Here is a 26077-nt window from a genome sequence, read left to right on the forward strand (position 1 = left end):
TCACTCCTTCAATTTGTTAAGTAAAGTACTGTAGTACTGAAAGTCTTCTCTGCCATTCATTAACAGCGCAAGATCTATTCTTGACTCGACCATTTCTCTCAGCTGTATGATCAGGCGGTTGTTCAGGTCTATTTCCTCAGGCACCGTCTGCTGATTTATCTGATCGACCAGCCATTCGTATTCTCGAAAGTCAGTTATTTTTCTGTCGGTGAAGGTAGTATAGAAATAAAAGGGTTCATCTATTTCGTTCAACAGATTAAAAATGACATCCGCTTCTGTTACAATCATATCATCATATTTAAACAGCAGTCTGAAGCGGTCAGTCAAAGTGATTCCTTTCTGCAGAAGATGCGGAGTGGTAAACCGGCAATAACCTAAGTGGGGATGGTCTTTCAAATAGTTCAGTACCCAGACGGTTTCCTTGTTATCAATAGCATAGTGATAAAGAATATACTTCAGGATCCCCCGTCGCTCTTCCAGCAGATCAGTGACCATAGGGTTCAAAGTCCGGGTCCAGTTTAATCAGCTGTGCTTCAACCTTCTCCGCATCCTGTCCGATTTCCAGCAGATAGCTATAGTAATCATTCAGGAAATCAAGATTGTCATTCAGATCGAGATTTGCTTCCTGATAGAAATGCTGTGCTTCATTATCCCGTTCAAGCTGCTGATAACTATAAGCAAGATTCCATTTGAGGACGGGATCCAGTTCATCTTCCTCAATGAGTGAAAAGAGCCGGATCATCTCTTCAAACATTTCCTCCCCCTTATAATAATCAGATAAAAGTAATGCCGCTTCCGTATAAGCAGGATCAATCGTGAGTGCCTGAATCAGCATCTGTTCACCTTCACTATCCTTCTCTTTGAGCATGATGCGTCCTGTGTCCACCATCAGTTCCTTGAAGAATTCGTTGTTCAGCAGCCCCTTTCTGCCGACAAGAATAGCTTCATCATAGCGACGCTCTGCTTCCAGCATATTGACTAAAAGCAGATAGGCATGCATATAGTCAGGATCTTTGTCCAGAAGAGTCGTCAGTTCCTGTATCGCATCCTGGATATGATCGTTCTTTTGGAGCGCTATCGCTTTTTTGAAGAAATCATCACTTGTCATCTCACGCGTATCAAGTTGCTGATAGTATTCCTCCGCCTCCTCATAACTACCTGCCTGCAGCATACAGTCTGCGAGTCTGCTGGTCATGCTGACTTGATTGATGACTGGCTCGCCTGCCTGAAGAAGCTGTTCGTAGCGTCTTGCTGCCTGCAGATATTCGCCGTCAAAATAAAGTAACTCTGCCAGTGCAAATGAGACGATTAAATCATCGGGTGCCAGCTCCTCAGCCTGCCGTAATTTCTCCAGTGCGACTTCCAGCATATCCTGCTGCTGATAGAGATCTGCTTCCAGCAGCAGTCTTTCCGGTGTGAGCGGTGACTGGTGGAGCACTTCAAGTGCCTTGTCCATCATGTTCTCATCCACCAGACCTTCAATATAATAAATAAGCAGTTCCTGTTCGTCAGGATAAAGAGCATACAGCACTTCAAATACACGTAGCCCCTGCGGAACGAGCCCGTACTGATAAAGTGTCTCACCTAATATAAAGAGTCCTTCATGGTCATCAGAGCCAAGAGCCCGGTTGACATTATCATCAAGATGATCGATATGCTGCAGATGAATCTGATCAATCAGTTCGTAAATATCCATTATTACACTCCTAACTGTTTGAATTGTTCCATAAATCCTGGGAATGAAACATTGATGCTGTCAAAGTCATCAATGTCCAGTTCTCCTGTGATGAGTGTTGCGACAGCCAGCATCATGCCGATTCGATGATCGCCGCAGCTGTCAACAGCAGCCCTGATATCATTCCGGCCTTCCTGGACGATCATCCCGTCTTCAGTAGCCGTCAATTTAAATCCGATTTTAGTCAGCTCCCTGACCACCGCATCAATCCGGTTGGTCTCCTTGACCTTCAGTTCTCCGGCGTCGCGGATGAGACTTGTCCCTGCTGCCTGAGTCATCAGCAATGCAATCACCGGTATTTCATCTATCAGACGAGGAATCATCTCCCCTTCTATCGTCAGCGGCTCGAGATCAGATGTATAGCGCACGCGTATAGTGGCGGTCGGTTCACCGTCATCAGTCACGTCACTGACAGTGATATCGCCACCCATCTGCCTCACGACTTCGATGATGCCGTCACGGGTAGGATTGATGCCGACATTCCGCAAAGTGAGTTCACTGCCTGGCGTGATCAGTGCGGCCACAATCAGAAAAGCTGCCGAAGAGATGTCTCCTGGTACTCTGAAATCATAAGGCCTCACTTGATTGATAGCTCCAGGTGATAAGGTAATGACTTCATCCCTGCTGATATCGACACCATACAGCGGCAGCATCGTCTCAGTATGATCGCGTGAGGCCACTTTTTCTTTTATCGTCAGCGTCGTGTCTGCATGTAAGCCTGCCAACAGAATGGCCGACTTCACCTGAGCACTCGCAACAGGCATTTCATAATGAATGCCTTTGACAGCTGAAGGTTCTATAATAAGCGGCGTTCTCGTATCGTTATAGCTGCCGGAGATAGCCGCTTTCATCTGCTGAAGCGGCGCAATGATCCGCTTCATGGGTCTCCGGGCGATAGACGCATCCCCTGACAGCACTGTACGAAACGGCAGGCCTGTCAGCAGTCCGGCAAGTAAGCGGGTCGTCGTACCGGAGTTGCCGGTATCCAGCACCTGCGCAGGTTCAGCAAATGCATTAAATCCCGGCGAGTCGATCAGCAGACGCTCGCCGTCAAGATCAATGGTGACGCCCAGCTGTCTGAAAATCTCAACAGTGCTGAGACAATCTTCTCCGAGCAGTGCCCCTTCGATCACAGATCTGCCTTCTGCGATTGAACTGAAAATAATGGCACGGTGCGTCATCGACTTATCACCCGGAACCGTCGTCTCTCCTTTTAAGGGGCCAGATAAACTAACTTTCATAGGAACCTCCTGCTTTTTTATAGGTCTGATACAGTCTTTCTTCTGATACCGTCTCCATGCGCGGCCCATCGTCCAGCAGGACGAACTGAATCTCGTTATGACTGTTCTTCTTATCCTTTGCCATAAGCGAAAGATAAGTGACGAAAGGCCTTAATTCAATCATCGGCAGCTCAAGCGCCTTGAACCAGGACTTGAGCGCTGTAATATCACGTCCTGATAATAACCAGGTGTAGATAAGACCATGCATCACGGCGTGACCGTGCGGAATATGATGTGTGAATTCTACTGCATGACCGAACGTATGACCGAGATTCAAGGTCTTACGCAATCCTGTTTCGTGCTCATCGGCCTGCACGACTGTCAGTTTCTGCTGCATGCCTCTGATCAGCCATTCATCAATATCAGCGAGGTGTTCCAGCTGCTGTCTGGCCGGAAATGCTGCCATCAGCTGCGCCAGTGTATCATCTGAGTCCAGCATGGCATGCTTGATGATTTCCCCGAAGCCGCTTAGTTTCTCTGAATAAGGTAACGTGTCAAGGAAATCAAGGTCATAGATAACTGCAGCCGGACGTTTGAAGGCACCTATCAAATTTTTACCGAGTGTCGCATTGATGCCTACTTTGCCGCCAATGGCAGAATCATGCGCCAGAATGGTGGTCGGTACCTGGATGAAATCAATCCCCCGTAGCAGAGTCGCTGCAATAAAGCCTGCGAAGTCACCGACGCTTCCACCCCCAACTGCTACAATGGCAGAAGATCTCGTCACGCCCGCTTCAATGATACGATTGATCATCTCACTATATTTCGGCAGTGATTTCAGCTCTTCGCCTGCTGAAACTGCAAAGACCTCTGATGATGCACAAAGAGGTCTGAGCCTCTGATCATGCAAGGCAAGGACCGTCTCATCAACAATCATGATGACTTTGTCATATAGAGACGTATCAATCTGCGCGAGTGCACCGTGACTGACTGTGATTGCATAATTATCTCTGTCATAATCTGTCATCAGTTTCATCAGAAAGCCTTCACCCTTGCACGATATACCGTCATCTGTTCAATCAGCTGCTCCATATAGTTGGACTGGAACTCTTCCAGAATCACACGGGTCAGCTCAAAAGCTACCGCATGTTCACAGACAATCGAGGCTGCTGGCACTGCACAGCTGTCTGAGCGTTCAATACTTGCCTGGTAGACCGCCTTCGTCTCGATATCCACCGACTGAAGTGGCTTATAGAGGGTCGGAATAGGCTTCATCACAGCATTGACCACAATCGGCATACCGTTCGTCATGCCTCCTTCAAAGCCACCCAGATGATTGGACAGACGGGTATAGCCTTCACCATTATAAGCGATCGGATCCTGAACTTCACTGCCCGGCATATCAGCCATATTGAATCCTGCTCCGAATGACACGCCTTTGAACGCGTTGATGCTGACGACACTCTGCGCAATGCGTCCGTCGAGCTTACGGTCATAGTGAACATAACTGCCAAGACCTGCCGGTACGTTCAGTGCGGTGACCTCTACCTCACCGCCGATTGAGTCACCCGCTTTTTTAGCTTCATCTATACAATCACGCATCTGCTGCGCAACAGCGTCATCAACGACCCTTACGTCGTTCGAGTCATTTTTAGCTTTGATTTCATCTATTGTGTAAACGCCCTTATCCTTAACACCGCCGATTGATTTGACACGGCTGATGACCTCGATATCAAGCTGATCAAGCAGAATCCTGCAGACAGCGCCGACAGCTACCCTTGCCGCTGTTTCTCTTGCACTGGAGCGCTCCAGCACATTACGCAGGTCGCGGTGGTTATATTTCATACCTCCGACAAGGTCTGCATGTCCGGGTCTCGGCTTTGTGATCACGCGCTTCATATTCGCCTGGGCGCTTTCTTCAATAGGCGCTACCCCCATGATGTTCAGCCAGTGCTTATGGTCATCATTTGTGACGACGAGCGTCACGGGACTGCCAAGGGTATAGCCATGCCGGACACCCGACATGATCTCTACGGTATCCTTCTCTATCTGCATACGTCTACCGCGGCCATAGCCACCTTGACGCTTGAATAACTCCTTACTGATTGCTTCACCTGTCAGATAAAGGTTGGCAGGTATCCCTTCTATTATGACGGTAAGCTGCGGTCCGTGAGACTCGCCTGCTGTCAGAAATCTTAGCATCTATCTTCCTCCCCATAAATATCTTTATTTTAGCACAAAAAAAGCCATGTCATCACTGACACGGCTCAACTTTCTATTAATAGACCCAAGAAGCATTCACTAATGAATAGTCGATGAGTTCATCTTCTTTAAACCAAAGAGCAATTTCTTTTTCTGCTGATTCGACTGAATCAGAACCATGAATGATGTTCTTGCCGACTGTCATTCCGTAATCACCACGAATCGTACCCGGTGCAGATTCAGCAGGATTTGTCTTGCCCACTAAAGTACGTCCGATTTCAACTACGTTTTCACCTTCCAGCACCATTGCAAATACAGGTCCTGAAGTGATGAAGTCAACAAGTTCTCCGAAGAACGGCCGTTCACTATGCTCACCGTAATGAGTAGTCGCAAGGTCCTCTGACACTGTCATCAGCTTTGCGCCTACAATTTTAATGCCTTTCTGTTCGATACGGCTGACGATCGGTCCGATTAAGTTACGCCCCACGCCATCTGGTTTAATCATTAAGAAAGTTCTTTCCATCATTTGTACCCACCTTTGTTTTTTGTAAAACCATAGATAGTGTACCACTGAAAACGATTACTTTCAATAATCAGAAAACTCTTTTTGTCATTTTTAATAGAAGATTTTCCATCTGCTGTCTTTCCTCCGTCAGCGGCAGCTGATACAGATGCTGAAACGCTTTGTCTGCATACCGGCTGCTGACCGAGCCCGCCTCTTCGATCCCGTACTCAACTACAAGCTCGATCAGCGTCTGAAAGTAAGCATCTGACTGTTCTTTATGCAGCTCAGTCAGCAGCTGCTGCACTTGGACATTGTGACGCGCCGCTATCATCAGCGGCAGTGTGACATGACCGTTCCTGATATCACTGCCCACAGGTTTACCCAGCACTTCTTCAGTACTCGCATAATCCAGAATGTCATCCATGATCTGATAGCTCATTCCCATAAAGTGGCCGAATCTGCCCAGATGGAACGCCTGGCTGTCATCTGTATCCGTACTCATTGCACCGAGCTTGCAGCTCGCCTCAATCAGCACAGCTGTCTTCCGATTGATCCGTCTCAGATAATCTATAAATCTGACTGAACGACTGAAACGGTCATCCATCTGCTCGAATTCACCGTAGCACACTTCAAGAATAATCCGTGAAAAATACTGATGAAATTCCGGATTGTCGATATCTGCTATCAGTCTAAGCGCAGCTGCCAGCAGATAATGACCGGTCTGCACGGATATCTGACCGTCCCAGACTTCATGGATAGCGGGAACGCCTCTTCTTTTTGAGCTGTTATCGATATAATCATCATGAACAAGACTCGCCATATGGATAATCTCGAGAGCGGCTGCTGTCTTGATCAGGTCTTCAGGTCTATTGAAGCCGAAGCTCCCTGACAGCAAGACGAAATATGGACGTATGCGCTTACCCCCTGAAGATAGAATATGCGCACCGGCTGCATTGATTGCCGACTTATCCGCGCTGACGATTTCATTGATTACTGTCTCTACCTCTTTAATCTGCCCCGTTAACATATATATTCATCCTTATAGTGGTTTATAGGCAAGATGCATCGCACTGACACCACCTGTAAATCCTTTGAACTCGACACGTTCAAATCCTGCTGCTGCGAACAATTTAGCAAGTGCATAACGGTCCGGAAAATGAAATGCGGATTGCTGCAGCCAGCTGTATTCCTTCATAGACTTCGCAAAGACCTTTCCGAACTGGGGCATCACATATTTAAAGTAGACTTCGTAGCCCTGCCTGAATCCGGGCAGTGTCGGCTGACTTGTTTCAAGACAGACGACCATTCCACCAGGTTTAAGGACACGGTACATCTCTTCAATGGCTTTAGAGTAATCGGGCACATTTCTGAGACCGAAACCAATCGTCACATAATCAAATGTATGATCTTCAAAAGGGAGCTCCATCGCATTGCCGAGCAGGAGTTCAACATTGTGGAAATCCGCTGTTTTCTGTCTGCCGACTTCAAGCATATTGGCACTGAAATCAAGTCCTGTGACACGACCTGTCGGACCGACTGCCTGTGCGAGCTGGATAGTCCAGTCAGCCGTACCGCAGCAGACATCAAGCGCCTTTGCACCTTTTTTTACGTTCATACGCTTCATTACTTTCTTACGCCAGCGTTTATGCTGATTGAAGCTGATGATATCATTTAATCTATCATAACGTGTTGAAATATTCTCAAAGACGTCATGCACAAGTTCGGTCTTCTCTTCTTGTGTACGTGGCATATCGTTGTTAGTCATAAGGCACCTACTTCATTTATTATAGAGTTTTGAGTGACGGATAAGCTGTATGACAGACGGATGGTCAATTGACGTGAACGGCAGTACAAACATCGCTTCAATTTCCGGAATCAACCGAGGATCATGGCTCTCGTCAAATGACGCTTTAACGATGTTGTATCTCATCACTGCCTGAGTCAATAAAGTGAATGCATCCTTATCAAAGGCTTCAGCATTATAATGATAGAACTGTGCGCTAAGTATATCTGTTGCCAGTAATGTTTCATCTTTATTGTCTGCATCGACTTCTCCAGCGAGACGCATCGCGGAATCAATGGCAATGATACTCTTCTTGATATTATCTGCCAGGGACAGCTGGACAAGAATGTTGACAATATCAGTATTGACTGCCGGACAACGATAAAGCGGATAGCGCATTTCCAGTTTTAAGTTGTCCTCTCTGTACTGTTCATAAAAATCCATTCCAAGAGCCTCCCAAACGTTATACTCCATTATAACTTAAAAACAGCAGTGATAAAGTAAAAAACACAATAAAAAAAGCCCCTTTAAAGGGCTTTTCTCAGAAATACATTATTTCACTGCGTCTTTTAATGCTTTGCCTGCTTTGAATGCAGGAACTTTACTTGCAGGAATGTCGATTTCTTTACCAGTCTGTGGGTTACGACCCTTACGAGCTGCACGTTCACGAACTTCGAAGTTACCGAAACCAATCAGTTGAACTTTATCTCCGTCTGATAAAGATTTTTGAATTGATTCAAAAACAGCATCAACAGCAAGACCTGCTTCTTTTTTAGTTAAGTTAGCACTTTCTGAAACCGCATTGATTAAGTCTGTTTTATTCATGTCAATTCACCTCCCCTAAGGTTATGTAATGATAAATTAATATCATTCTGTAATGACTTTAACACAATAAACGTTGGTACTGCAACGTTTTATACCATGTTTCATTATTTTTTATTGTGCAGGACATTGGATTTAAAGACAGGTTCATTTTTTTCATTCACAGTATATGGAACACTATATGCAGGCAGAACAGGTGAGTCTTCATACAGAATAGGGCGTATATCCTCTCCCGCTTCGGGTTTCAGATTCTTTTCTTTGATCACACGGCCTAAATCCTGTGTGTAATCAACGATAAATTCGTTGCCTCCATTGATGTAGACAGGTAATGTCTCACCGCTGTAAGGACTGGTCACTGTCGGATACTCATCCAGACCATACTTTTTATAGGCAATCCTGTAGACATTCGGACCGACCTTTTCACCGAGCGGCAGCGTTCTGTCCTGAATATTCAGCCTGATACGGAGATCCTTAAGAACTTCGGCCGTGCGGAGATCCACTAGTTTGACTGTCGGATCGTGTTCAACATCCATCAGTACATATTGATAGATGCCCCCTTTCTCAAATGAAGAACCTGGTAGTTCAGATAAATAACGGGGCTGCAGCTTCTCAAAATCTACAGGATGCTTGACGTATTGATCATAAGTCTGGTCTCGGTCTTTCAGCGGAAGAAGTCCCCCGTTATCCTTCTGGTACTGATCTACTGCAGTCTGCACCATATTCAGCTGATCAAGCGGTGCTATCCTATTCTCGGCGCGTTCAGCAGTCGGGTAGAAACAGCCCGATAAAAAGACAGTGGGAATAATCATTAACAGCAGTCGTCTAAGCATGACTGGAACCACCCAGCACGATGATCATCAGCAGTCCGCTCAAAATCAGTGATCCATATGCCAGCAGCGAAAGCACAATAGAAAGAGGCCGGCTTTTCACCTTGAAGCGAGCGACATAGATCAGAGCCATCGCTAAGAGCATCAGTCCCAAAGAATAGAACGACACCCACATTAAATCCATTCTTGTAATATTAAACATTTCCTTCACCTATTCGTTCGTTTTTTGACGGTTCATCAGCGCTTTAACATTCTCTTCAACAGGCCCTTTATTGAACAGTACATCATATAGAGCACCTGTAATCGGCATCTCGACACCATATGCAGAAGCCATCTCGTAGGCAGCCTGTGTCGTTCTCACGCCTTCCACTACCATACCCATACGTTCAAGAGTCTCCTCAAGCGTCAGGCCTCTAGCGAGCATCTCTCCGCAGCGCCAGTTACGTGAGTGAACAGACGTACAGGTCACGATGAGGTCACCGAGCCCCGCCATACCGAGATAAGTCATGGGATCAGCGCCCATCTTAACACCCAGACGCGTGATCTCAGCGAGCCCGCGGGTCATCAGGGCAGCCTTGGCATTATCCCCGTAGCCCAGTCCGTCGCTTAAGCCGGCAGCGAGCGCGATGATGTTCTTCAGGGCACCGCCGATCTCCACGCCAATCAGGTCATCGTTTGTATAGACGCGGAAGTAGTCACACATAAAAAGGTCCTGACCCAGCTTGCGGATAGAACCATCATTCGATGCGATAGCGACTGTCGTCGGCTGTCTTTTTGCGACTTCCTCCGCATGACTGGGTCCACTGAGCACACCCACACCCTTCAGATGCGACTGATCAATCTCTTCTTCAATGATTTCAGAGATCCTTTTAAAGGATTTCGGTTCAAGCCCTTTTGAGACGTGGATGACTGTCTTCGGCTTTGTCGCCACACTGTCAATCTGCTGACAGACGTCTCGCATGGCCTGTGTCGGCACCGCTACAATCAGGACATCGGCATGACTGACTGCCTGATTGATATCTGTGGTCGCTGTCATATTGTCGTTCAGCCGGATGTCCGGCAGATAGTCAGGATTCCGCTTATCAGCAGCAAGATGCGCCGCCACGGTCTGACTCCGTCCCCACATCATCACATCATGTCCATTATCCAGAAGAACATTGGCCAGGGCTGTGCCCCAGCTGCCTGTCCCAAGTACACTTATCGCTGTCATGAAATAACCTCCTAGTTACGTTTTCGGGTGATGAGATGAATCGGTGTGCCTTCAAAACCAAATGCATCACGAATTCTGTTCTCAAGGAAACGCTGATACGAGAAGTGCATCATTTCAACATCATTGACAAAGACAACAAAGGTCGGGGGTTCGATAGCCACCTGCGTCGTATAGAAGATGTTCAGACGGCTGCCGTTATCGGTCGGCGTCGGATTCATCGCCACAGCATCGGTGATGACTTCATTTAATGTACTGCTCTGCACACGTTTTTTATGGTTTTCACTCGCCATATTGATGAGCGGGAATAGCGTCTTCAGGCGCTGTCCTTTAAGTGCGGAAACGAAGGCAATCGGTGCATAATCAAGGAACTGGAAGTGAGCCCGGATGTTGTCCTCAAATTTTTTCATCGTCTTAGAATCCTTTTCGACAGTATCCCATTTATTGACGACGATGATCACCGCTTTCCCTGCCTCGTGCGCATAGCCTGCGATTTTCTTGTCCTGTTCAATGATCCCTTCCTCGGCATCAATGACAACGAGAACGACATTGGAACGCTCGATGGCACGTAGAGCACGCAGCACAGAATAGCGTTCAGTCGATTCATAGACCTTCCCTTTTTTGCGCATACCTGCTGTATCGATCATGACATAATCACGACCCTCGTAGCTGTACATCGTATCAATCGCATCACGTGTCGTACCAGCGATATTGGAGACGATGACGCGTTCCTCACCTAATATACTGTTGATCAAGCTGGATTTACCGACATTGGGACGTCCGATCAGACTGAACTTGATAACATCATCATCATAGTCCTCTTCGATATCTTCAGGAAAGTGCTTGCTTGCCTCGTCCAGCAGATCACCGAGACCCAGTCCGTGAGCACCGGAAATTGGATAGGGATCGCCAAAACCAAGTGAATAAAACTCATAAATATCAGCACGCATATCCGGATTATCAATTTTATTGACCGCCAGCACGACAGGTTTATTCGATTTGAACAGCAGCTTAGCGACAAAGTCATCTTCGTTCGTGATACCATCACGCCCATTCACCATAAAGATGATGACATCTGCTTCATCAATGGCAATTTCCGCCTGAGCACGAATCTGTTCCTGGAAAGGTTCATCGCCAAGTTCAATGCCGCCTGTATCAATAATATTGAATTCATGTGTGAGCCATTCGCCGCTTGAGTAAATACGGTCACGGGTAACACCAGGCGTATCTTCAACGATAGACACCCGTTCCCCGATAATTCTATTAAATATGGTCGATTTGCCGACATTCGCCCGGCCGACAATCGCTATAGTTGGTTTAGTCAATTTTTTCTTCCTCTCAATATATAATCTATACTATTTTAACACACCTTGATTTGTTCTCATAATTAAAAAAAGTAACGCAGATCGCGTTACTTTGTAAGTCATGATTATAATTTTAAGTTTTTGAATTTGTCGCCGAACATATCACCTAAAGTCGGTGCATCATCATTTGAGCTTGTGTCGAGGTAAGAAGAATCGAAATCCTGACCTTGTTCTTCAGTTGCTTTGATTGATAATGCGATACGCTGTTCTGCTTTATTGATATCTAAGATTTTTACTTTTACAGTCTGACCTGGTTCAAGCACTTCACTTGGATTACCGATGTGCTCATGGCTGATCTGTGAAATGTGAACAAGTCCCTGCAGACCTTTAGCGATTTCAACGAAAGCACCGAAGTTCGCAAGACGCATCACTTTACCGTCAACGACTTCCCCTACTTTGAAGTTTTCATCGATTGTTTCAAATGGACCTGGCAGAGCCTCTTTGATTGATAATGAGATACGTTCAGCTTCAGTATCAACACTTAAGATCTTGACTTTCACTTCCTGACCGATTTCAAGGGCATCTTCCACTTTCTCAAGACGGTCGTGTGTGATCTGTGAAATGTGAACCAGTCCATCTACACCGCCGATATTGACGAAAGCACCGAAGCTGGTGATACGGGCAACTTTACCGTCAACGATAGAACCTACTTCTAAGTTCTGAAGTGTTTCAGCGCGTTTCACTTTGTTCTCTTCCTCTTCAATGGCACGGTGGTTTAAGATGACACGATTTTTCTCCTGGTCAAGTTCCTCAATTTTAAGTGTCAGCTGACGACCCTGATAATCAGAGAAATCCTCGATATACTCCGTAGAGATAAGTGAAGCGGGGATAAAGCCACGAAGACCGACATCTACCACAAGACCGCCTTTAACGACTTCTTTAACTTCTGCTTCGATTGTTTCATTGTTTTCGAATTTCTCTCTTAAGCTGTCAAATGATTGTGACTCATCGAGTTTTCTTTTAGAAAGGATATAATGACCATCCTCTTCTTTGTCTTCAATCTTCGTCACGTATGCTTCAATTTCGTCTCCAACAGTTACTGCTTCCTCTGCTTTATCGATATGAAGACTTGTTAGCTGGCTGATCGGAATAATTCCGTCAAATTTAGCTCCTTCAATGAAAACGATAACGTGTTTATCTTCAATCTTCTGAACGGTTCCTTTTACTTTATCACCTTCCTGAATCTCTGTAATCATATTCTCGTTAAATTCTTCTGTCATAGTCTTATCCTCCTAAAATATAAAAGCTCTTTATCTAACGTTCTTATATTACCCTAAAAAAGTCAAGAAAATCGTCTTTATCCGATTTTCTCTGCCGCCATTTTTAAAATTTTCTCGGTCACCTGTTCAATAGACTGACCTGTCGTATCGACTACCAGCGCGTCATCCGCTTTTGACAGCGGAGAAATCTCTCTCGTCATATCAAGATGATCCCGGTGGGCAATATCTGCTTTCAGCTGCTCGACTGTACTGCTGATGCCTCGCATGTCATTATCAAGCTGACGGCGTAGAGCACGCTCCTCAACAGATGCCACCATGTATATTTTGAGTTCGGCATCAGGAATGACGGTCGTGCCGATATCACGGCCGTCCATCACGACGCCTTTATCTAATGTCATCTGCTGCTGCAGATCAACAAGGAAACCGCGCACTGCAGCCTGACTGGCCACAAAAGAGACATGCGCTGTCACATCATTTTCCCGTATTCGTTCCGTCACATCTTCCTCATTCAATAATACCCGCTGCCCATTATCTGAAATCAGTCTGATATCAATATGACTAAGCAGCGCTTCGAAATCATCATGATCCGCTTCAAGATATGCAAGTGTAATCGCACGGTACATGGCTCCTGTATCCACATAGACCATATCAAGCGCTGCTGCTACTTTTTTTGCAATCGTACTTTTACCCGCTGCTGCTGGTCCATCAATCGCGATATTTATTTTTTTCATCACTTTACCTGCCTTGTTGTTTAATCATTAATATTTTATCATATAAGAATAAAGGAGGCACTTATGAAAAAACTCTTAGTTTTACATACAGGCGGTACCATCAGTATGTCCGAAAACCCGGATGGACGCGTCGTCACAAATGAAGTCAATCCGGTCTCAGACCTCTCAGCTGTAAAGAATCTGGCAGATATCACTGAACTGAATCCATTCCAGATCCCTTCACCGCATATGTCACTCAGCCATATGAATACCCTCAGAAAAACTATCATCGAGCAGATTAATACCGATAATTTTGAAGGGATTGTTATTACACACGGTACAGATACACTTGAGGAGACCGCTTATTTTCTGAATCTGACATTAAATGTGAGTATTCCTGTCATCCTGACAGGCGCCATGCGCTCTTCGAACGAAATCGGTGCTGATGGTCTTTATAATTATCTAGCGGCTATCCGTACTGCCTGTGATGCTGATTCAAAAAGCAAAGGGGTGCTCGTCGTCTTCAATGACGAAATCCATAGTGCCACTAATGTGACCAAGACCCACACTTCAAACACCAGTACGTTTCAGAGCCCGAATTACGGACCACTTGGCATCATCACCAAGAATCACATTTACTTCCATCATCTTCCCGTCATCAATCGACCTCTAGTCAAAGTGGATACCACCATTAAAGTCGGTTTACTTACGGCACATAGTGATCTGGATGCTGAACTGCTGGAATTCTTCCTGGAACACGACTATGACGGTGTCGTGATAGAAGCACTCGGACAGGGAAATCTGCCGCCGAGTGCTCTGGCAGGTCTGGATAAACTGCTGACCGCAGATATACCTGTCGTGCTTGTGTCGCGCTGCTTCAACGGTATCGTCAGCAATAACTACCACTATGAAGGGGGTGGCTATGATCTGGATCAGCGCGGAGTGATCTTCTCAAATGGTCTGAATGGCCAGAAAGCCCGGCTGAAGCTGATTATCGCCTTGAGCAACAATCTGAAGGAAGAGCAGCTGAAGAACTATTTCCGTAAATAAAATAAGGTGGCCAGAGCCCCCTTATTTTTTTCTGCTTATAATCGTGTCCGCGATCAGGCCGCCATGAAATTTTCCGTTTTCAATAAAGATGGAATTGGCATCATTACCCGCAGCAATCACACCGGCGATAAATAGATTATCCACATTCGTCTCCATTGTCTCTACATCATACTTCGGTGCAGTGCCAAATTCATTCGTGACGAGCTCCATCCCTATTTTCTGCAGAAAGTCATAGTCAGGATGATAACCGATCATGGCGAAGACATCGTCGTTGTCTATCGTCCTACTCTGGCCCTCTACCGTAAACGTCACTGTGTGCTCACTGATTTCATCAATAGTCGCATTAAAGTACATCTGAATCTTCCCGCTGCGCACGAGTCCGTCAAAAACAGGCAGTATCCAGGGTTTGACACTTTTTGAATACTCACTGCCCCGATAGATGACCGTCACCTCAGCTCCAGCCTTTTCAAGCTCAATCGCTGCATCAACGGCTGAGTTTTTACCGCCGATGATCAGCACCTTTTTCGCAAAATAAGGATGAGCCTCTTTAAAGTAATGGTGGACCTTATCAAGGTCAGCGCCTCTGACAGCGAGTTTATTATGCTGGCCGTAGTAGCCGGTCGCTACAGTCAGGTAAGTGCACTGATAGACGCCTCTGATAGTTGTCACCGTAAACAGCTGCTCAGTCTTCTCAACTGCAAGTACCGCCTCCCTTGTATTGATGTTCAGCTGATGATGCTTGGCCACTTCTCTGTAATAGACGAGTGCCTGATTGCGTCGCGGTTTGTGTTCTTCGACTATAAAAGGCACGTCACCTATACTGAGTTTGTCACTCGATGAAAAAAACGTCTGATGGGTCGGATAATTATAGATGGCTTCAACTACATTCCCTTTTTCAATGATCAGCGTCTCAATTCCTTTTTTCTGCTGTTCGATTGCTGCTGACATGCCACACGGACCTGCTCCGATAATAATACTTTCTATATACTTCAAATTAATCACCTTTCTAAAAAAAAGAAGCTCGAAAATGAGCCCCTTTTATTTAATCCTGTTGAATATCCAGTACTTTGAATCCATTTTTTGACAGATACTTTGTGAATTTCAGAATAGCGTTCTGATCGCGGTCCTCAATCTTTACAATCATACGTCGATGCATCTTATCTGTTTCGTCAAATGTAACAAAAGAGATGGCATTGAGTTTATATTTCTGCAGTGCCTGTGCAAGGCGCTTAATACGTCCTTCAGCATCGATTGAAGTAATGGCAATACGTGTACCCGCCCGGTTCATACCGAATGCACTCTTGAACTGTTCCATAACGTCATAACGTGTGACAACGCCTAAAAATTCATGATGGTCATTGATGATACTCAGGATAGGGAAATCCTGCAGGCTGAGAAATGATTCTTCAAATAGTGAATCATCCTTCACACTGAATTCATCCACCGTCAGAATGTCTTTGATCTTCGTTGTTTCAATGAATTCATCACGCGTCTGCGGATTTTTCTTGAAAAAGAAATGTCTGAAGATATGGAAGCGTGTAGCAGTACCGTGATAGACCCCGTCACTGACCACAGGCATCCCATCAATACCGTGGTGTTCCAGTTTGTCGATCACTGATTTAACCGTGTCGTTCGGATTTGCGATATAGCACTTTTCCTTTGGAATCATAATCGTCTTTAAATACATAAATTCATCCCCTTTGATGTTGTTTATTCCGGAATAACAAGTTCCTGACCTATCGACAAAGTATTGCCGGTCAGACCATTTGCCTGACGGATTTTTTCGACGTTTTCCGGTGTGCCGCTTCCGTAGTAACGGATTGCAATACGATACAGATTCTCATTTGCCCCTACTGTATGAGTTTGTTCTGACTGATTTGCAGACGGTTTCTCAGTGGTTGCTTCTTCTGTCGTCGGCTCTTCTGTCGTTGCTTTCTCAGTGGTTGCTTCTTCTGTCGTCGGCTCTTCTGTGGCTATTTCTTCAGTGGTTGTTTCTTCTGTCGTCGGCTCTTCTGTGGCTATTTCTTCAGTGGTTGTTTCTTCTGTCGTCTCTTCTGCAGTCGCCACGGGTGCTTCAGTTGTTGCTTTCTCTTTTGCAGGCTTCTCTGTTGTCACTTTCTCAGTCGTCTCTTCTGTCGTCACTGCTTTTTCTTTATGGTTATCATCTTTATTGCTGAAATACATGAACAGCAGGAATAAGAGCGGAATCAGAATCAGCAGACCTGCCAGTAAAGGCAGCCATTTATTGCTTTTCTCTTTATTCTCATGTTCTTCTGAATCGACATGATGGATTTCAGGTTCCCCGTCACCCGCTGCAAAAGTCGCCGTCTTGACTTCCTCTGCTTCAGCAGGTGTGTCAATATCACCTTGAGTGGCTGCCGCTGCCCCTACAGCTGCTCCGCCCTTTCTACGGCGCTTCTTCTTTGATGAATAGACCATTTTTTCCACCGTTTCTTCTTCCGGCGTCTCCTCACGACGACGACGTTCAGCTGAACGGTTGCGCCTGGACATCCCTCGTGGCGGAAAGTCCCCTGGTTCCTTTGACTCTGTAAAATTTTCTCCTTCAAATACTAAATCGTCATTCGTCTGATCATCCTGTCTCTCTACAGGCTGTTTGCTCTTTTCAAATTCATCTTTAAAATTATCCTTTGACATACCTACACCTACTTCATATTAATTTATTTCAATATATCATTTATTATAGACAACATTAAAGTAAATAGTAAAGAGCTAGCCTTGATTAAATAATGATTTGATATATTCAATCCTATCATCAGTCTTTCTGTCAACGACAGCTTTGTCAAAGTACATGAACTGCTGGCCTTTACAGTACTGACAGTGCTGACAGTAAACTGATAGATGATAAAGCTGTCCGCTTAAGCAGCGGTCCACCTGTCCATATACTGCCATATGGTTCAGTGCATTGACTTTTGTTCTGAATTCCCGCTGAAGAATGATTCTTAACTGACTCTCAGTAAAGAGTGACGTTAAAATACGAAGCTGCTCCGTCTTGTCTTCAGCAAGCTGAGCACCCTTCAGATAAAGGTCCAGGTCAGTCTCTGACAGATGATCTTCCTGTAAGAAGCGATAGCTGCGGCTGATATCATCCTCATCAAATAACAGAATAGCCTGCGCGGACTCACCATCGCGCCCTGCACGACCGACTTCCTGAACGTACTGCGTGGTCGACTTCGGCACATGATAATGGATAACTGTCCGTATATTCTTCTTATTGATTCCCATACCGAACGCGCTCGTCGCACACACATAATGTATTCTGTCACTGTGAAAAGCACTCTGGACGCTCATGCGCTCCTCGTAGGTCATATCTGCGTGATAAGTCATCCCTCTGAACCGTGTCTTCAGTCTATTGTGGACTTCATCGCATACTTTCTTTGAGGAAAAGTAGATGATCACCGGCCCTGAGTCATCTAATATCTCCTCAATCTTCTGTATCTTATCTTCAGGTCTTAGCACATTCAGATAAATGTTGCTGCGTTCTGACCTTTCATCAATGACCAGCAGCTGCCGGCGCAGTAAATGGCTGATATCACTGATGATTTTTTCATCCGCTGTCGCTGTCAAGGCGATAACCTGCCTGTCATCCCGCAGTATTTCATGCAGAATCAGGTAATGCGGCCGGAAATCAAACCCCCATTCAGAAATACAGTGTGCTTCGTCTATGATGAAATGGCTGAAATTCAGCTGCGGCAGAATCTGTCGTGCTTTCTCTGTTGCCAGCCACTCAGGTGAACAGAATATGAACTGAAATTCCTGCAGATTGTTCATGATCATATATTTTTCTCTGATATCGAGATAACTGTGAATACAGGCCGCTTTTATTCTTAGCCGCTTCAGCTCCGCTACCTGGTCTTCCATGAGAGAAACAAGCGGCGTAATTACAAGCGCCTTCCCTTCTGACAGCAGGACGGGCAGCTGGTAACAAAGGGATTTGCCCCCACCTGTCGGCAGTAAAGCAAGAACATCCCGGCCTGTATTGATCGCATCTATGATAACAGCCTGGCTTTCTCTCAATTCTTCAAAACCATAGACCGTCTTAAGAATGTCCTGCTGCGTCATTTTTTCACCCCTTTCATCGTAAGACAGAGCGCAAGTTTTATCTTAAAATAACTGTCAATCCCTGATTCCTGATAATAAGGCTTAAGGCGCTGAAACTGATAGGTACTGTATAAATTCCGCACTGCAGCTATTTCGTCTTCAGCTACAAACGTGGTGTAATCAATCTCGTAATCTTTGATCACCATCTCGATGATATGATCTTCAATAGTATGAAGCTTGACTTGTCGCGCCGCGGCAATCTCCTCCAGATTGACTCCTGACTCCATCAGACTTCTGGTCTGCTCTGTCGCAATCTGAAGCGGCAGCCGAATGTACAGCTCCTTGAAATACTCATGTTCACTGATGAACGCAGTCAGATGATTCATCTCATGCAGCACTTTCAGTCGATATTCATCCAGAGTCAGCTCATCTGCCTGACAGATTTCATCAACCGTATAATGATTCCCCTGTGCGTCGGGCAGAAGTTTATAGCTTATGACCGACCTTTCTGCTGCCAGTTCATCAAACAGCATCAGCAGTTCACGCTGATAAATCGAAGCATCCATACCATGAGCACTTATCCAGTATTTGATCTGCTGGTGGATATACAGATGATTGGAGACAGGATAGAAGTCACGTACCTCAGATGACCGTGCTGAAATTGTCTGGGTAAGTAGTCTGAGCGCCTGAAAGGTCAGCTGACTTGATTCATAGAAATAAGGATAAAACTGCAACGGCTCCGCGGCATCACCCGTTCTCTCAGGGTTACTGTTATAAAAAGGCAGCATACTCTGCATCATAGCGTCAAAGAAGGTCTGATGAGATTTAAAGCCGGTGATGATATTATTGAAGCTTTTATCTGTTTTCTCGGCAAACTTACGCACTTTTGCCTGCTGATAAATCGAATCCATAATGACCTCCAGATAATTTATGTTGAAAAATGACGGCTGAATCTCTAAAATATATATGTACTCACAGTGTAGCATTTTTAAGTAAGGAGGCGAATAAATTGGCTGGTAAATACACGATCGTTGATATGGATACATGTATCGCTTGTGGTGCATGTGGTGCTGCTGCACCCGATATATATGATTATGATGATGAGGGGATTGCCTTTGTGATCCTGGATGATAATAAAGGGACAGAAGAAGTACCTGAAGAACTGGAAGAGGATATGATCGATGCATTCGAAGGATGTCCGACAGATTCCATCAAAGTAGCTGATGAATCATTTGACGGTGACGCTCTTAAGTTCGAATAATAGAAAACGGAAATTCCGCTCTGGCGGAATTTCCGTTTTTTTATCTGAATCTTTTTTCGATGACCGGCAATAACGGTCTGAAGATCAGCATAAACAAAAGAGAGACAAATAATCCCTTGATGATATTAAAAGGAATGATACCTGCTGTCACAATGACTTTCAGGTTCTCTGTAATCTGTCCTAAGTTCATGATCATGCCGTACATCGGTAAAAGAACGAAGTAATTCATAATGCTCATGACAAGTGTCATCACTAAAGTCGCAGTGATGAGGGCCGGCCATAGATTTCTTGCTTTCAGCAAATAGACTGTCAGCACAAAGCTTGCCCCTGCCATAAAGTTCGCTATCGGTCCGATCGGATCTGCCGGATTAAACGCAAAGTTCAGCAGGTTCTTGATCAGTTCAATGATGACAGCACCGACTGGTCCTAAAGTGAATAAGCCGATAAGAGCCGGCAGATCACTGAAATCAATCGTTAAGTAGGGCGGTAAAAAAGGCAGCGGAAACTTGAGAAACATCAGTATAAAACTGATGGCGCTCAGCATACTGATTAAAATCAGTCTTTTCGTTCTGTTGATACTTGACATATTCTTCTCCTTACATTCATCAACTGAAGGAAGGAGGCGGCACAAATAAGCAAAGCATGTGCTTTGCGCCTCCATCTTCTCCCATCCAGACTTTACTGTCGGCTTCAGAATTTCACTGAATCAGCCACTGCCGAATTCGGCAGCAGGTCGCGGGCTATGACCGCCGGTTCGGAATTTCACCGTACCCCGAAGATGAATTATTTATTTTTTGGATTTTTTAATCCTTTTTTATATTAGCATAAGTTTTGATAAAATCAATGGTTGGGCACTTCGATAATAAAATCGGTTCCTTTTCCGACCTTACTTTCCACTTTTATGGTTCCGCCGTGAGACTCAATAATCGCTTTGACGATAAAGAGACCGAGCCCTGTGCCATTCTTCCCTCTTGTTCTGGCCTCGTCCACTTTGTAGAAGCGGTCAAACAGATGCGGCTGATGCGCCTCACTGATACCGACCCCTGTATCGCTGACCGTAATGATAAGCCGGTCACTCGCTTCAGCTATCAGTCTAATATGATCTCCTGCATGGGTATACCGGATTGCGTTATCCACCAGATTGGTCAGCACCTGAATCATTTTGTCGATATCCAGCTGCCACTTCAGCGCAGGGTCAGCGATTATTTCAAAATCAACCTGATTCTCAGCGATAGACTGATTGAAAGTAGCGCTCACCTTAGTGAATAATTCCGCTATATTTACTTCAGTCATCATAAGCTGGACATCTCCGGCGTCATAACGAGCGACGTTCAGCAGCTCATTCACAAGGCGGTTGAGCCGCTTGCTCTCGTCCAGAATAATGTTCAGGAACTCTCGTCGTTCAGCCGGTGTCTCCACGATATCATCCAGCAGCGCTTCAGTATATCCCTGCAGCATCTGAATCGGCGTGCGCAGTTCGTGGGATACATCAGCCACAAAGCGCTTCTTCATCTCATCATTGCGATGCTCCTCGGTCATATCCCTGATCAGTGCCACTGCCCCGTTTTTATTGTTCATCGCCGCATGTCTGACCGGTGAGACGATGACAACGAAGAAATGGTGCTGTGTCGGGAGCTGAAGGATCTTTGTTTCGTTCGTCTGCAGCACTTCGAGAAAAGTCTGATTTAACTCCTGTTTGTTCTCATCACTGATAAGGGATAGAAACTGCTCAGCCATGGGATTCATCAGCTGCGCATCAATATCAAGCTTATAGCTGAGGATACCATCAGCCATTGCATTGATAAGTTTATCCCGCAGATTTCGTTCCGTTTCAATGGAGGAGATATTATCTCTGATATCTGCCTCCATCTTATTGAAGGCAATGGTCAGTTCTCCGATCTCATCACGGGATGTTGTCCTGACTTTGTCTGCCCGTTCACCTTTTGCCACCTTAAATGCTGATTCCTTCAGTCTGAGAAGCGGCTTTGTTATCTTATTGGAGAGAAAGAACGCGAAGATAGTGGACAGAAGAATCAGAACCAGTGCACTGACCAGTATAATCAGGCTGACATACCTCAAGGTTGAACTGATCGAATTGATATCCTGGAAAAGAATCAGCACACCTTTTTCTTCAAAAGCCTGCGACGGGAAGCCGAGCAGAATATAGCGATGCTGTTCATTCTGATATTTGACGTCGATGATCTTAGTGACATGCTTGTTCTCATCAAACACGGCATCGAAGCTGGGATTATCACGTATCTCATCGACCATGATCTGCTTCAGCTCGTCATAGTCCCTGCTCAGCTGCTTCTGATTCTCGATAATGACAAGACCGGCTGGATTTTCTATCAGTTCCTTGACGTAATCAATAGCATCTGACTGGTTGTGCCGGCTCATCAGAATGCTCTCAATTTTATTGGCCTGCTGATAGAGTGTCTGCCCTGTCTCAGAGATAAAATAGGAATTAAAAAAACCGACTAAAGCGACCGATAATATAATTAAAACTGTCGTTACTATCAGAATGATAGTGAACCACAGTTTAATGACAATACTATTTAAATAACGCATCAGTCTCTGACCTCAAACTTGTAGCCGACACCCCAGACTGTATGAATCATCTCAGCTGCTTCAGGTGATACTTTATTGAGTTTCTCGCGGAGACGTTTGACATGGGTATCCACCGTCCGCAGATCGCCGTAGAACTCATAATGCCAGACCTCTTTCAGAAGCTGCTCTCTGTCGAATACTTTATCAGGTGATTTCGCAAGGAATAACAGCAGTTCATATTCCTTCGGTGTCAGACTGACTTCCTGATTATTCGCAGTGACACGATGTGCATCGTTGTCGATGATAAGTGAGTCAAAGACAATCAAATCTTTAGCGTGTGCATCATTCTGGAAGAACATCGAAGTCTGTGATCTTCTCAGAATCGCTTTGACCCGCAGAACCACTTCTCTCGGTGAGAACGGCTTGACGATATAGTCATCCGCCCCGATCTCAAACCCTTCGACACGATTATTTTCCTCACCCTTAGCTGTCAGAATGATGACAGGTGTTGATTTCTCCTCGCGGATCTTTCTGCAGACATTCAGACCGTCCATGCCGGGCAGCATAATGTCGAGCAGTATACAGTGAAAGTTTTCCGTCAGAGCAAGCTCAAGTGCGGTCTCTCCGTCAGCAGCCTCTACTGTCTCAAAGCCCTCACGTTCCAAGTACATCTTTGCAAGCTTTCTGATTCTATCCTCATCATCGACAATTAAGATTCGTTCTTTCATTAGTATCTTCCTCCCTAAGCGTAAGAGTGTAAGCCGGCAATAATCAGGTTAACAGCGATCACATTAAATAATATGATAGCGAGCCCTACTACAGCAAGCCATGCTGATTTCTTGCCTTCCCAGCCGCGGCCGAGTCTTAAGTGCAGGAACACGGCATAGAACAGGAACGTGACCAGGGCCCAGACCTCTTTCGGATCCCAGCCCCAGAACCTGCTCCAGGCTATCTGTGCCCATATACTTGCAAACAGCAGACCACCGAGCGCAAACAGCGGGAAACCGATGATAACGGAGCGATAACTGATTTCGTCCATCAGCTGGAGCGATACTTTGTTAGTAAGTGGCTTGACCATCGAGAAGATCGTTCTTCTGGAAATCAGTCTGACTAATGCATAGAGTATCGTGCCGACAATGATCGACCAGAGCACAGTAGTCAGTTTCTGTGCATTCAGTACAGGTGGGACTTCAAGGCCTGTCGAGAAACGTTTGACTTCGCGATAATTGTTATCACCTTCAGACACGACAGGAACTGCATCCTTAAATGTGATCAATGCAGGTAAATGATAGTGCGAAACTGCATTGTTTCCATTTTTATCGACATAGAAATACTGATCATCATAATGGACAATGCCTTTCATCACAACGGTCGTCAGAATAAACGCGATGACGAGGACAATGAAATACATCACGACTTCAAGCCAGAATGCATCTTTGGATCTCTCTTTTGCATCGACATAGCGGAGCAGATAAATAAGTCCTGCAACTGAACTGACAGATAGGATACCATAGGAAATCGTTACAGTAATCACATGAATCGCCAGCCAGTTACTCTGCAAAGCAGGGATCAGTGGACTTACATCACGTGAGAACATACTTGCATAAACAATAACAAGCATCGCGGTCGGCAATGAGAACAATGCCAGAACAGGTGTATGGTAGATGGCATTGATGACCAGGAATCCGCCCACCATCATGATGCCGAACATCGTCAGGAATTCATACATATTGCTGACCGGTGCATGACCGGCCGCCAGCCAGCGCGTGATGAAGTAGACGAGCTGCATGACAAAACCAACTGCTGTTAAAACAATGCCTATTCTTTCGTAACGACTGCTCTTAGCTTTAATACTTGCCGAAAAAGGCAGTATGGCTATTAAATAAAGAATAAAGGCTGCATAGAGTGACGTGCTGCTGATATTCAGCAATGTTTCCTGGTTCATTCTTTTTCCTCCGCTTCGTACTTATCATAAACCTCTGACTGATTATTTTCAGCCAGAACCGTATTGAGTTCTTTTTTCAGACCAAAATAATTTTTGTTCGTGTGTGCCGCCAGTTTAGAATCGTTGATCCAGATTCTGCGGTGGTTAAGGTAAGAACCTACTGCAAGACCTGTCAGAAATATGATAAAGCCGACAAAAAGCACCGGCAGTGTCAGATCTTTTTTGACATTCAGATAAGTCATCGTATGATTGGTTGCGCTGACAAACTTAATGGCATAACGATTATCAGGCGTAATGTCCTGGGATGACCGGATCTTGATCAGACTGTATTCCGGTTTCTGGTTCTGCTTATCGACTTCAAAGACAAATGCCGGGTTGACAGTATTCGGTGTTTTTGTTGCGAGTGTCCCACTTGCTTCCACTTTATCAAAGTCCGGCGCATAGTTGCGAAGATTGACCTCAAGATTGTCGTCTACTTTGTAGCTGTCAGCCGGTTCATCGAGATCAACTGTAAAATGCTTCCCTACTTCTTCATCCGTTTTAATGTCAACCACTTTAAAAGTCATCGATTTCAGCAGGCTCTGATCGTAACTGTTCTGATAGAGTTCATAATGATCGATTTTAAAGGGATGATTGACGCGGATGCTGCCCTTCTCCAGTTCTTTCAGTTCAGGCTCAGCTCCCGGTACAGCATCTTTTGTATTCTCAAAAAGAGTCAGTTTCGTTTCATAGTTCTTTGCAACTTTGTTCATAGCAGAATCCGCTTTCATCGATTCCGTATTTGATTTGGATACAGCATCATAATGTTCAAGAATAAATTGATCGTTACGGATATAATACTGTTTATCTGTTCCTGGAATCGCTCTTGTATCGCCTTCCTTTACAGCGAGTGAGTCATCATAGTAGAGAGAAGGCACAAACCGCAGCATGCCGCCCACCAGCAGTATAATCAGTCCAAGATGATTGATATAGGGGCCATAACGGCTGAGACGCCCTTTTTCAGCAAGCAGTGCATTGCCTTCACGTTTTACTTTATAGCGCTTCTGTTCAAGAGATTGCTGCATTTTATCCAGATCGGCATCTGTAAGTTCTGCCGTCAATCTCTGACGCTTAAGAAACGACGGGTGCTTCGTCGCTGACTGGTTATGCAGTGATTTAAAGAGTGGCACGCCTCTGTCAATACTTGCCGCAATAATCGAGAAGGCAACCAGACCAAGCAGTATAAGAAACCACCATGATGTATAGAGATTATCCATCCCCAGCTGATGATACAGCAGGCCGATTGAGCCGTATTTCTCCTGGTAAAATGTTGCAGGGTCCTGATTTGCAGGAATAAAGTACTGCTGTGGCATAATGGAACCCAGTGCTGCAGCAAGGATGGTCAGGACAAGCAAAGTGACTCCGGTCTTAACAGAAGAAAAGAAATTCCATATTTTATCAGTCAGTGTTTTATTTTTCGTTTTAGAACGAACAGCTGAACCGTCGTATCGCATGATATCAGTTGTTTTCTTTTTATCATAGTCATCATTGATCAGCCGGCCACAGTTCTGACAGAGCTGCGTACCAGGCGGATTATGATGGCCACAAGTACAGATGATTGTCTTTTCAGTCATTTTCCAA

The 26077-nt window shown here is 45.3% G+C and carries 28 protein-coding genes and 1 riboswitch; of the genes, 2 read left to right on the forward strand and 26 right to left on the reverse strand.

Going from position 1 to position 26077, the window contains the following annotated elements; genetic code table 11:
- The 16 genes from ERX40_RS03610 to cmk all read right to left on the reverse strand — a co-directional run bounded on the left by ERX40_RS03610 (position 1) and on the right by cmk (position 13616).
- Positions 1-495, reverse strand: coding sequence for a YpiB family protein (locus ERX40_RS03610; RefSeq protein WP_133417130.1), 495 nt, complete (start codon positions 493-495; stop codon positions 1-3).
- The gene (locus ERX40_RS03615) at positions 485-1699 is read right to left on the reverse strand and encodes a tetratricopeptide repeat protein (RefSeq protein WP_133417131.1); all 1215 of its coding nucleotides are present in this window, start codon (positions 1697-1699) and stop codon (positions 485-487) included. Before ERX40_RS03615 ends, ERX40_RS03610 begins: the two co-directional genes overlap by 11 nt.
- Entirely contained in the window at positions 1699-2976 is a 1278-nt protein-coding gene (gene aroA / locus ERX40_RS03620; RefSeq protein ID WP_133417132.1) for a 3-phosphoshikimate 1-carboxyvinyltransferase, read from the reverse strand. The genes ERX40_RS03615 and aroA overlap by 1 nt, the downstream gene beginning before the upstream one ends.
- Complete coding sequence (locus tag ERX40_RS03625; protein ID WP_133417133.1) at positions 2966-3991, reverse strand: 3-dehydroquinate synthase; 1026 nt, start codon at positions 3989-3991, stop codon at positions 2966-2968. Before ERX40_RS03625 ends, aroA begins: the two co-directional genes overlap by 11 nt.
- A complete protein-coding gene (gene aroC / locus ERX40_RS03630; protein WP_133417134.1) occupies positions 3991-5157 on the reverse strand; it encodes a chorismate synthase in 1167 nt (388 codons plus the stop codon). Before aroC ends, ERX40_RS03625 begins: the two co-directional genes overlap by 1 nt.
- Positions 5158-5233: 76 nt before the next feature.
- The gene (gene ndk, locus ERX40_RS03635) at positions 5234-5680 is read right to left on the reverse strand and encodes a nucleoside-diphosphate kinase (RefSeq protein WP_133417593.1); all 447 of its coding nucleotides are present in this window, start codon (positions 5678-5680) and stop codon (positions 5234-5236) included.
- Positions 5681-5750: 70 nt separating this feature from the next.
- A complete protein-coding gene (hexs-b, locus tag ERX40_RS03640; RefSeq protein ID WP_133417135.1) occupies positions 5751-6689 on the reverse strand; it encodes a hexaprenyl-diphosphate synthase large subunit in 939 nt (312 codons plus the stop codon).
- Positions 6690-6701: 12 nt separating this feature from the next.
- Positions 6702-7427, reverse strand: a complete 726-nt coding sequence (locus tag ERX40_RS03645; protein ID WP_424960715.1) for a demethylmenaquinone methyltransferase — start codon at positions 7425-7427, stop codon at positions 6702-6704.
- 12 nt (positions 7428-7439) lie between these two features.
- Positions 7440-7889 (reverse strand): hypothetical protein, encoded by a 450-nt coding sequence (locus tag ERX40_RS03650; protein WP_133417136.1) that lies wholly within the window; start codon positions 7887-7889, stop codon positions 7440-7442.
- Positions 7890-7997: 108 nt separating this feature from the next.
- Positions 7998-8270, reverse strand: coding sequence for an HU family DNA-binding protein (locus ERX40_RS03655; RefSeq protein ID WP_133417137.1), 273 nt, complete (start codon positions 8268-8270; stop codon positions 7998-8000).
- Between the two features lie 104 nt (positions 8271-8374).
- A complete protein-coding gene (locus tag ERX40_RS03660; protein ID WP_133417138.1) occupies positions 8375-9097 on the reverse strand; it encodes a hypothetical protein in 723 nt (240 codons plus the stop codon).
- Positions 9090-9296, reverse strand: a complete 207-nt coding sequence (locus ERX40_RS03665; protein ID WP_133417139.1) for a DUF2768 family protein — start codon at positions 9294-9296, stop codon at positions 9090-9092. Before ERX40_RS03665 ends, ERX40_RS03660 begins: the two co-directional genes overlap by 8 nt.
- A gap of 9 nt (positions 9297-9305) precedes the next feature.
- Positions 9306-10304 (reverse strand): NAD(P)H-dependent glycerol-3-phosphate dehydrogenase, encoded by a 999-nt coding sequence (locus tag ERX40_RS03670; RefSeq protein ID WP_133417140.1) that lies wholly within the window; start codon positions 10302-10304, stop codon positions 9306-9308.
- An 11-nt stretch (positions 10305-10315) separates the two neighbouring features.
- Positions 10316-11626: a ribosome biogenesis GTPase Der gene (der, locus tag ERX40_RS03675; protein WP_133417141.1), complete on the reverse strand. Its 1311-nt coding sequence runs from the start codon at positions 11624-11626 to the stop codon at positions 10316-10318.
- A 104-nt stretch (positions 11627-11730) separates the two neighbouring features.
- Complete coding sequence (gene rpsA, locus ERX40_RS03680; protein ID WP_133417142.1) at positions 11731-12885, reverse strand: 30S ribosomal protein S1; 1155 nt, start codon at positions 12883-12885, stop codon at positions 11731-11733.
- Between the two features lie 77 nt (positions 12886-12962).
- Positions 12963-13616 (reverse strand): (d)CMP kinase, encoded by a 654-nt coding sequence (gene cmk, locus ERX40_RS03685; protein ID WP_133417143.1) that lies wholly within the window; start codon positions 13614-13616, stop codon positions 12963-12965.
- Positions 13617-13679: 63 nt separating this feature from the next.
- On the opposite strand from cmk, the gene ERX40_RS03690 reads away from it, so the two are divergent.
- On the forward strand, positions 13680-14645 hold the full coding sequence (locus ERX40_RS03690; protein ID WP_133417144.1) for an asparaginase: 966 nt from the start codon (positions 13680-13682) through the stop codon (positions 14643-14645).
- A gap of 21 nt (positions 14646-14666) precedes the next feature.
- On the opposite strand, the gene ERX40_RS03695 is transcribed toward ERX40_RS03690, so the two are convergent.
- From ERX40_RS03695 to ERX40_RS03715, 5 genes are all read right to left on the reverse strand, one after another.
- Positions 14667-15638 (reverse strand): YpdA family putative bacillithiol disulfide reductase, encoded by a 972-nt coding sequence (locus tag ERX40_RS03695; RefSeq protein WP_133417145.1) that lies wholly within the window; start codon positions 15636-15638, stop codon positions 14667-14669.
- Positions 15639-15687: 49 nt separating this feature from the next.
- Positions 15688-16332, reverse strand: coding sequence for a CBS domain-containing protein (locus tag ERX40_RS03700; RefSeq protein WP_133417146.1), 645 nt, complete (start codon positions 16330-16332; stop codon positions 15688-15690).
- 23 nt (positions 16333-16355) lie between these two features.
- The gene (locus ERX40_RS03705; RefSeq protein WP_133417147.1) at positions 16356-17300 is read right to left on the reverse strand and encodes a LysM peptidoglycan-binding domain-containing protein; all 945 of its coding nucleotides are present in this window, start codon (positions 17298-17300) and stop codon (positions 16356-16358) included.
- A gap of 75 nt (positions 17301-17375) precedes the next feature.
- Positions 17376-18725 (reverse strand): RecQ family ATP-dependent DNA helicase, encoded by a 1350-nt coding sequence (locus ERX40_RS03710; protein ID WP_133417148.1) that lies wholly within the window; start codon positions 18723-18725, stop codon positions 17376-17378.
- The gene (locus ERX40_RS03715) at positions 18722-19615 is read right to left on the reverse strand and encodes a helix-turn-helix domain-containing protein (protein ID WP_165980646.1); all 894 of its coding nucleotides are present in this window, start codon (positions 19613-19615) and stop codon (positions 18722-18724) included. The genes ERX40_RS03710 and ERX40_RS03715 overlap by 4 nt, the downstream gene beginning before the upstream one ends.
- A gap of 125 nt (positions 19616-19740) precedes the next feature.
- Here ERX40_RS03715 and ERX40_RS03720 point away from each other — a divergent pair, with 125 nt between their 5' ends.
- Positions 19741-19965 carry a ferredoxin gene (locus tag ERX40_RS03720; protein ID WP_133417595.1) on the forward strand — a complete coding sequence of 75 codons (225 nt, stop codon included), beginning with the start codon at positions 19741-19743 and terminating at the stop codon, positions 19963-19965.
- A 40-nt stretch (positions 19966-20005) separates the two neighbouring features.
- On the opposite strand, the gene ERX40_RS03725 is transcribed toward ERX40_RS03720, so the two are convergent.
- From ERX40_RS03725 to resB, 5 genes are all read right to left on the reverse strand, one after another.
- Positions 20006-20551, reverse strand: coding sequence for an ECF transporter S component (locus tag ERX40_RS03725; protein WP_133417150.1), 546 nt, complete (start codon positions 20549-20551; stop codon positions 20006-20008).
- A gap of 69 nt (positions 20552-20620) precedes the next feature.
- A riboswitch (FMN riboswitch) is annotated at positions 20621-20749 on the reverse strand.
- A 56-nt stretch (positions 20750-20805) separates the two neighbouring features.
- On the reverse strand, positions 20806-22533 hold the full coding sequence (locus tag ERX40_RS03730; protein ID WP_133417151.1) for an ATP-binding protein: 1728 nt from the start codon (positions 22531-22533) through the stop codon (positions 20806-20808).
- Positions 22533-23240 (reverse strand): response regulator transcription factor, encoded by a 708-nt coding sequence (locus tag ERX40_RS03735; RefSeq protein WP_133417152.1) that lies wholly within the window; start codon positions 23238-23240, stop codon positions 22533-22535. The genes ERX40_RS03730 and ERX40_RS03735 overlap by 1 nt, the downstream gene beginning before the upstream one ends.
- Before the next feature lie 14 nt (positions 23241-23254).
- The gene (gene ccsB, locus ERX40_RS03740) at positions 23255-24457 is read right to left on the reverse strand and encodes a c-type cytochrome biogenesis protein CcsB (RefSeq protein WP_133417153.1); all 1203 of its coding nucleotides are present in this window, start codon (positions 24455-24457) and stop codon (positions 23255-23257) included.
- Positions 24454-26070 carry a cytochrome c biogenesis protein ResB gene (resB, locus tag ERX40_RS03745; protein WP_133417154.1) on the reverse strand — a complete coding sequence of 539 codons (1617 nt, stop codon included), beginning with the start codon at positions 26068-26070 and terminating at the stop codon, positions 24454-24456. Before resB ends, ccsB begins: the two co-directional genes overlap by 4 nt.
- Positions 26071-26077: the final 7 nt, after the last annotated feature.

This window comes from Macrococcus carouselicus (assembly GCF_004359515.1).
GTDB lineage: Bacteria > Bacillota > Bacilli > Staphylococcales > Staphylococcaceae > Macrococcus > Macrococcus carouselicus.

Excerpts from the sequence above, each read along its gene's own strand:
- ERX40_RS03610 (WP_133417130.1), bottom strand. The coding sequence starts at position 495 with ATGGTCACTGATCTGCTGGAAGAGCGACGGGGGATCCTGAAGTATATT.
- aroA (WP_133417132.1), bottom strand. The coding sequence starts at position 2,976 with ATGAAAGTTAGTTTATCTGGCCCCTTAAAAGGAGAGACGACGGTTCCG.
- ERX40_RS03625 (WP_133417133.1), bottom strand. The coding sequence starts at position 3,991 with ATGAAACTGATGACAGATTATGACAGAGATAATTATGCAATCACAGTC.
- aroC (WP_133417134.1), bottom strand. The coding sequence starts at position 5,157 with ATGCTAAGATTTCTGACAGCAGGCGAGTCTCACGGACCGCAGCTTACC.
- ndk (WP_133417593.1), bottom strand. The coding sequence starts at position 5,680 with ATGGAAAGAACTTTCTTAATGATTAAACCAGATGGCGTGGGGCGTAAC.
- hexs-b (WP_133417135.1), bottom strand. The coding sequence starts at position 6,689 with ATGTTAACGGGGCAGATTAAAGAGGTAGAGACAGTAATCAATGAAATC.
- ERX40_RS03645 (WP_424960715.1), bottom strand. The coding sequence starts at position 7,427 with ATGACTAACAACGATATGCCACGTACACAAGAAGAGAAGACCGAACTT.
- ERX40_RS03650 (WP_133417136.1), bottom strand. The coding sequence starts at position 7,889 with ATGGATTTTTATGAACAGTACAGAGAGGACAACTTAAAACTGGAAATG.
- ERX40_RS03655 (WP_133417137.1), bottom strand. The coding sequence starts at position 8,270 with ATGAATAAAACAGACTTAATCAATGCGGTTTCAGAAAGTGCTAACTTA.
- ERX40_RS03660 (WP_133417138.1), bottom strand. The coding sequence starts at position 9,097 with ATGCTTAGACGACTGCTGTTAATGATTATTCCCACTGTCTTTTTATCG.
- ERX40_RS03665 (WP_133417139.1), bottom strand. The coding sequence starts at position 9,296 with ATGTTTAATATTACAAGAATGGATTTAATGTGGGTGTCGTTCTATTCT.
- ERX40_RS03670 (WP_133417140.1), bottom strand. The coding sequence starts at position 10,304 with ATGACAGCGATAAGTGTACTTGGGACAGGCAGCTGGGGCACAGCCCTG.
- rpsA (WP_133417142.1), bottom strand. The coding sequence starts at position 12,885 with ATGACAGAAGAATTTAACGAGAATATGATTACAGAGATTCAGGAAGGT.
- cmk (WP_133417143.1), bottom strand. The coding sequence starts at position 13,616 with ATGAAAAAAATAAATATCGCGATTGATGGACCAGCAGCAGCGGGTAAA.
- ERX40_RS03690 (WP_133417144.1), top strand. The coding sequence starts at position 13,680 with ATGAAAAAACTCTTAGTTTTACATACAGGCGGTACCATCAGTATGTCC.
- ERX40_RS03700 (WP_133417146.1), bottom strand. The coding sequence starts at position 16,332 with ATGTATTTAAAGACGATTATGATTCCAAAGGAAAAGTGCTATATCGCA.
- ERX40_RS03705 (WP_133417147.1), bottom strand. The coding sequence starts at position 17,300 with ATGTCAAAGGATAATTTTAAAGATGAATTTGAAAAGAGCAAACAGCCT.
- ERX40_RS03710 (WP_133417148.1), bottom strand. The coding sequence starts at position 18,725 with ATGACGCAGCAGGACATTCTTAAGACGGTCTATGGTTTTGAAGAATTG.
- ERX40_RS03715 (WP_165980646.1), bottom strand. The coding sequence starts at position 19,615 with ATGGATTCGATTTATCAGCAGGCAAAAGTGCGTAAGTTTGCCGAGAAA.
- ERX40_RS03720 (WP_133417595.1), top strand. The coding sequence starts at position 19,741 with ATGGATACATGTATCGCTTGTGGTGCATGTGGTGCTGCTGCACCCGAT.
- ERX40_RS03725 (WP_133417150.1), bottom strand. The coding sequence starts at position 20,551 with ATGTCAAGTATCAACAGAACGAAAAGACTGATTTTAATCAGTATGCTG.
- ERX40_RS03730 (WP_133417151.1), bottom strand. The coding sequence starts at position 22,533 with ATGCGTTATTTAAATAGTATTGTCATTAAACTGTGGTTCACTATCATT.
- ERX40_RS03735 (WP_133417152.1), bottom strand. The coding sequence starts at position 23,240 with ATGAAAGAACGAATCTTAATTGTCGATGATGAGGATAGAATCAGAAAG.
- ccsB (WP_133417153.1), bottom strand. The coding sequence starts at position 24,457 with ATGAACCAGGAAACATTGCTGAATATCAGCAGCACGTCACTCTATGCA.
- resB (WP_133417154.1), bottom strand. The coding sequence starts at position 26,070 with ATGACTGAAAAGACAATCATCTGTACTTGTGGCCATCATAATCCGCCT.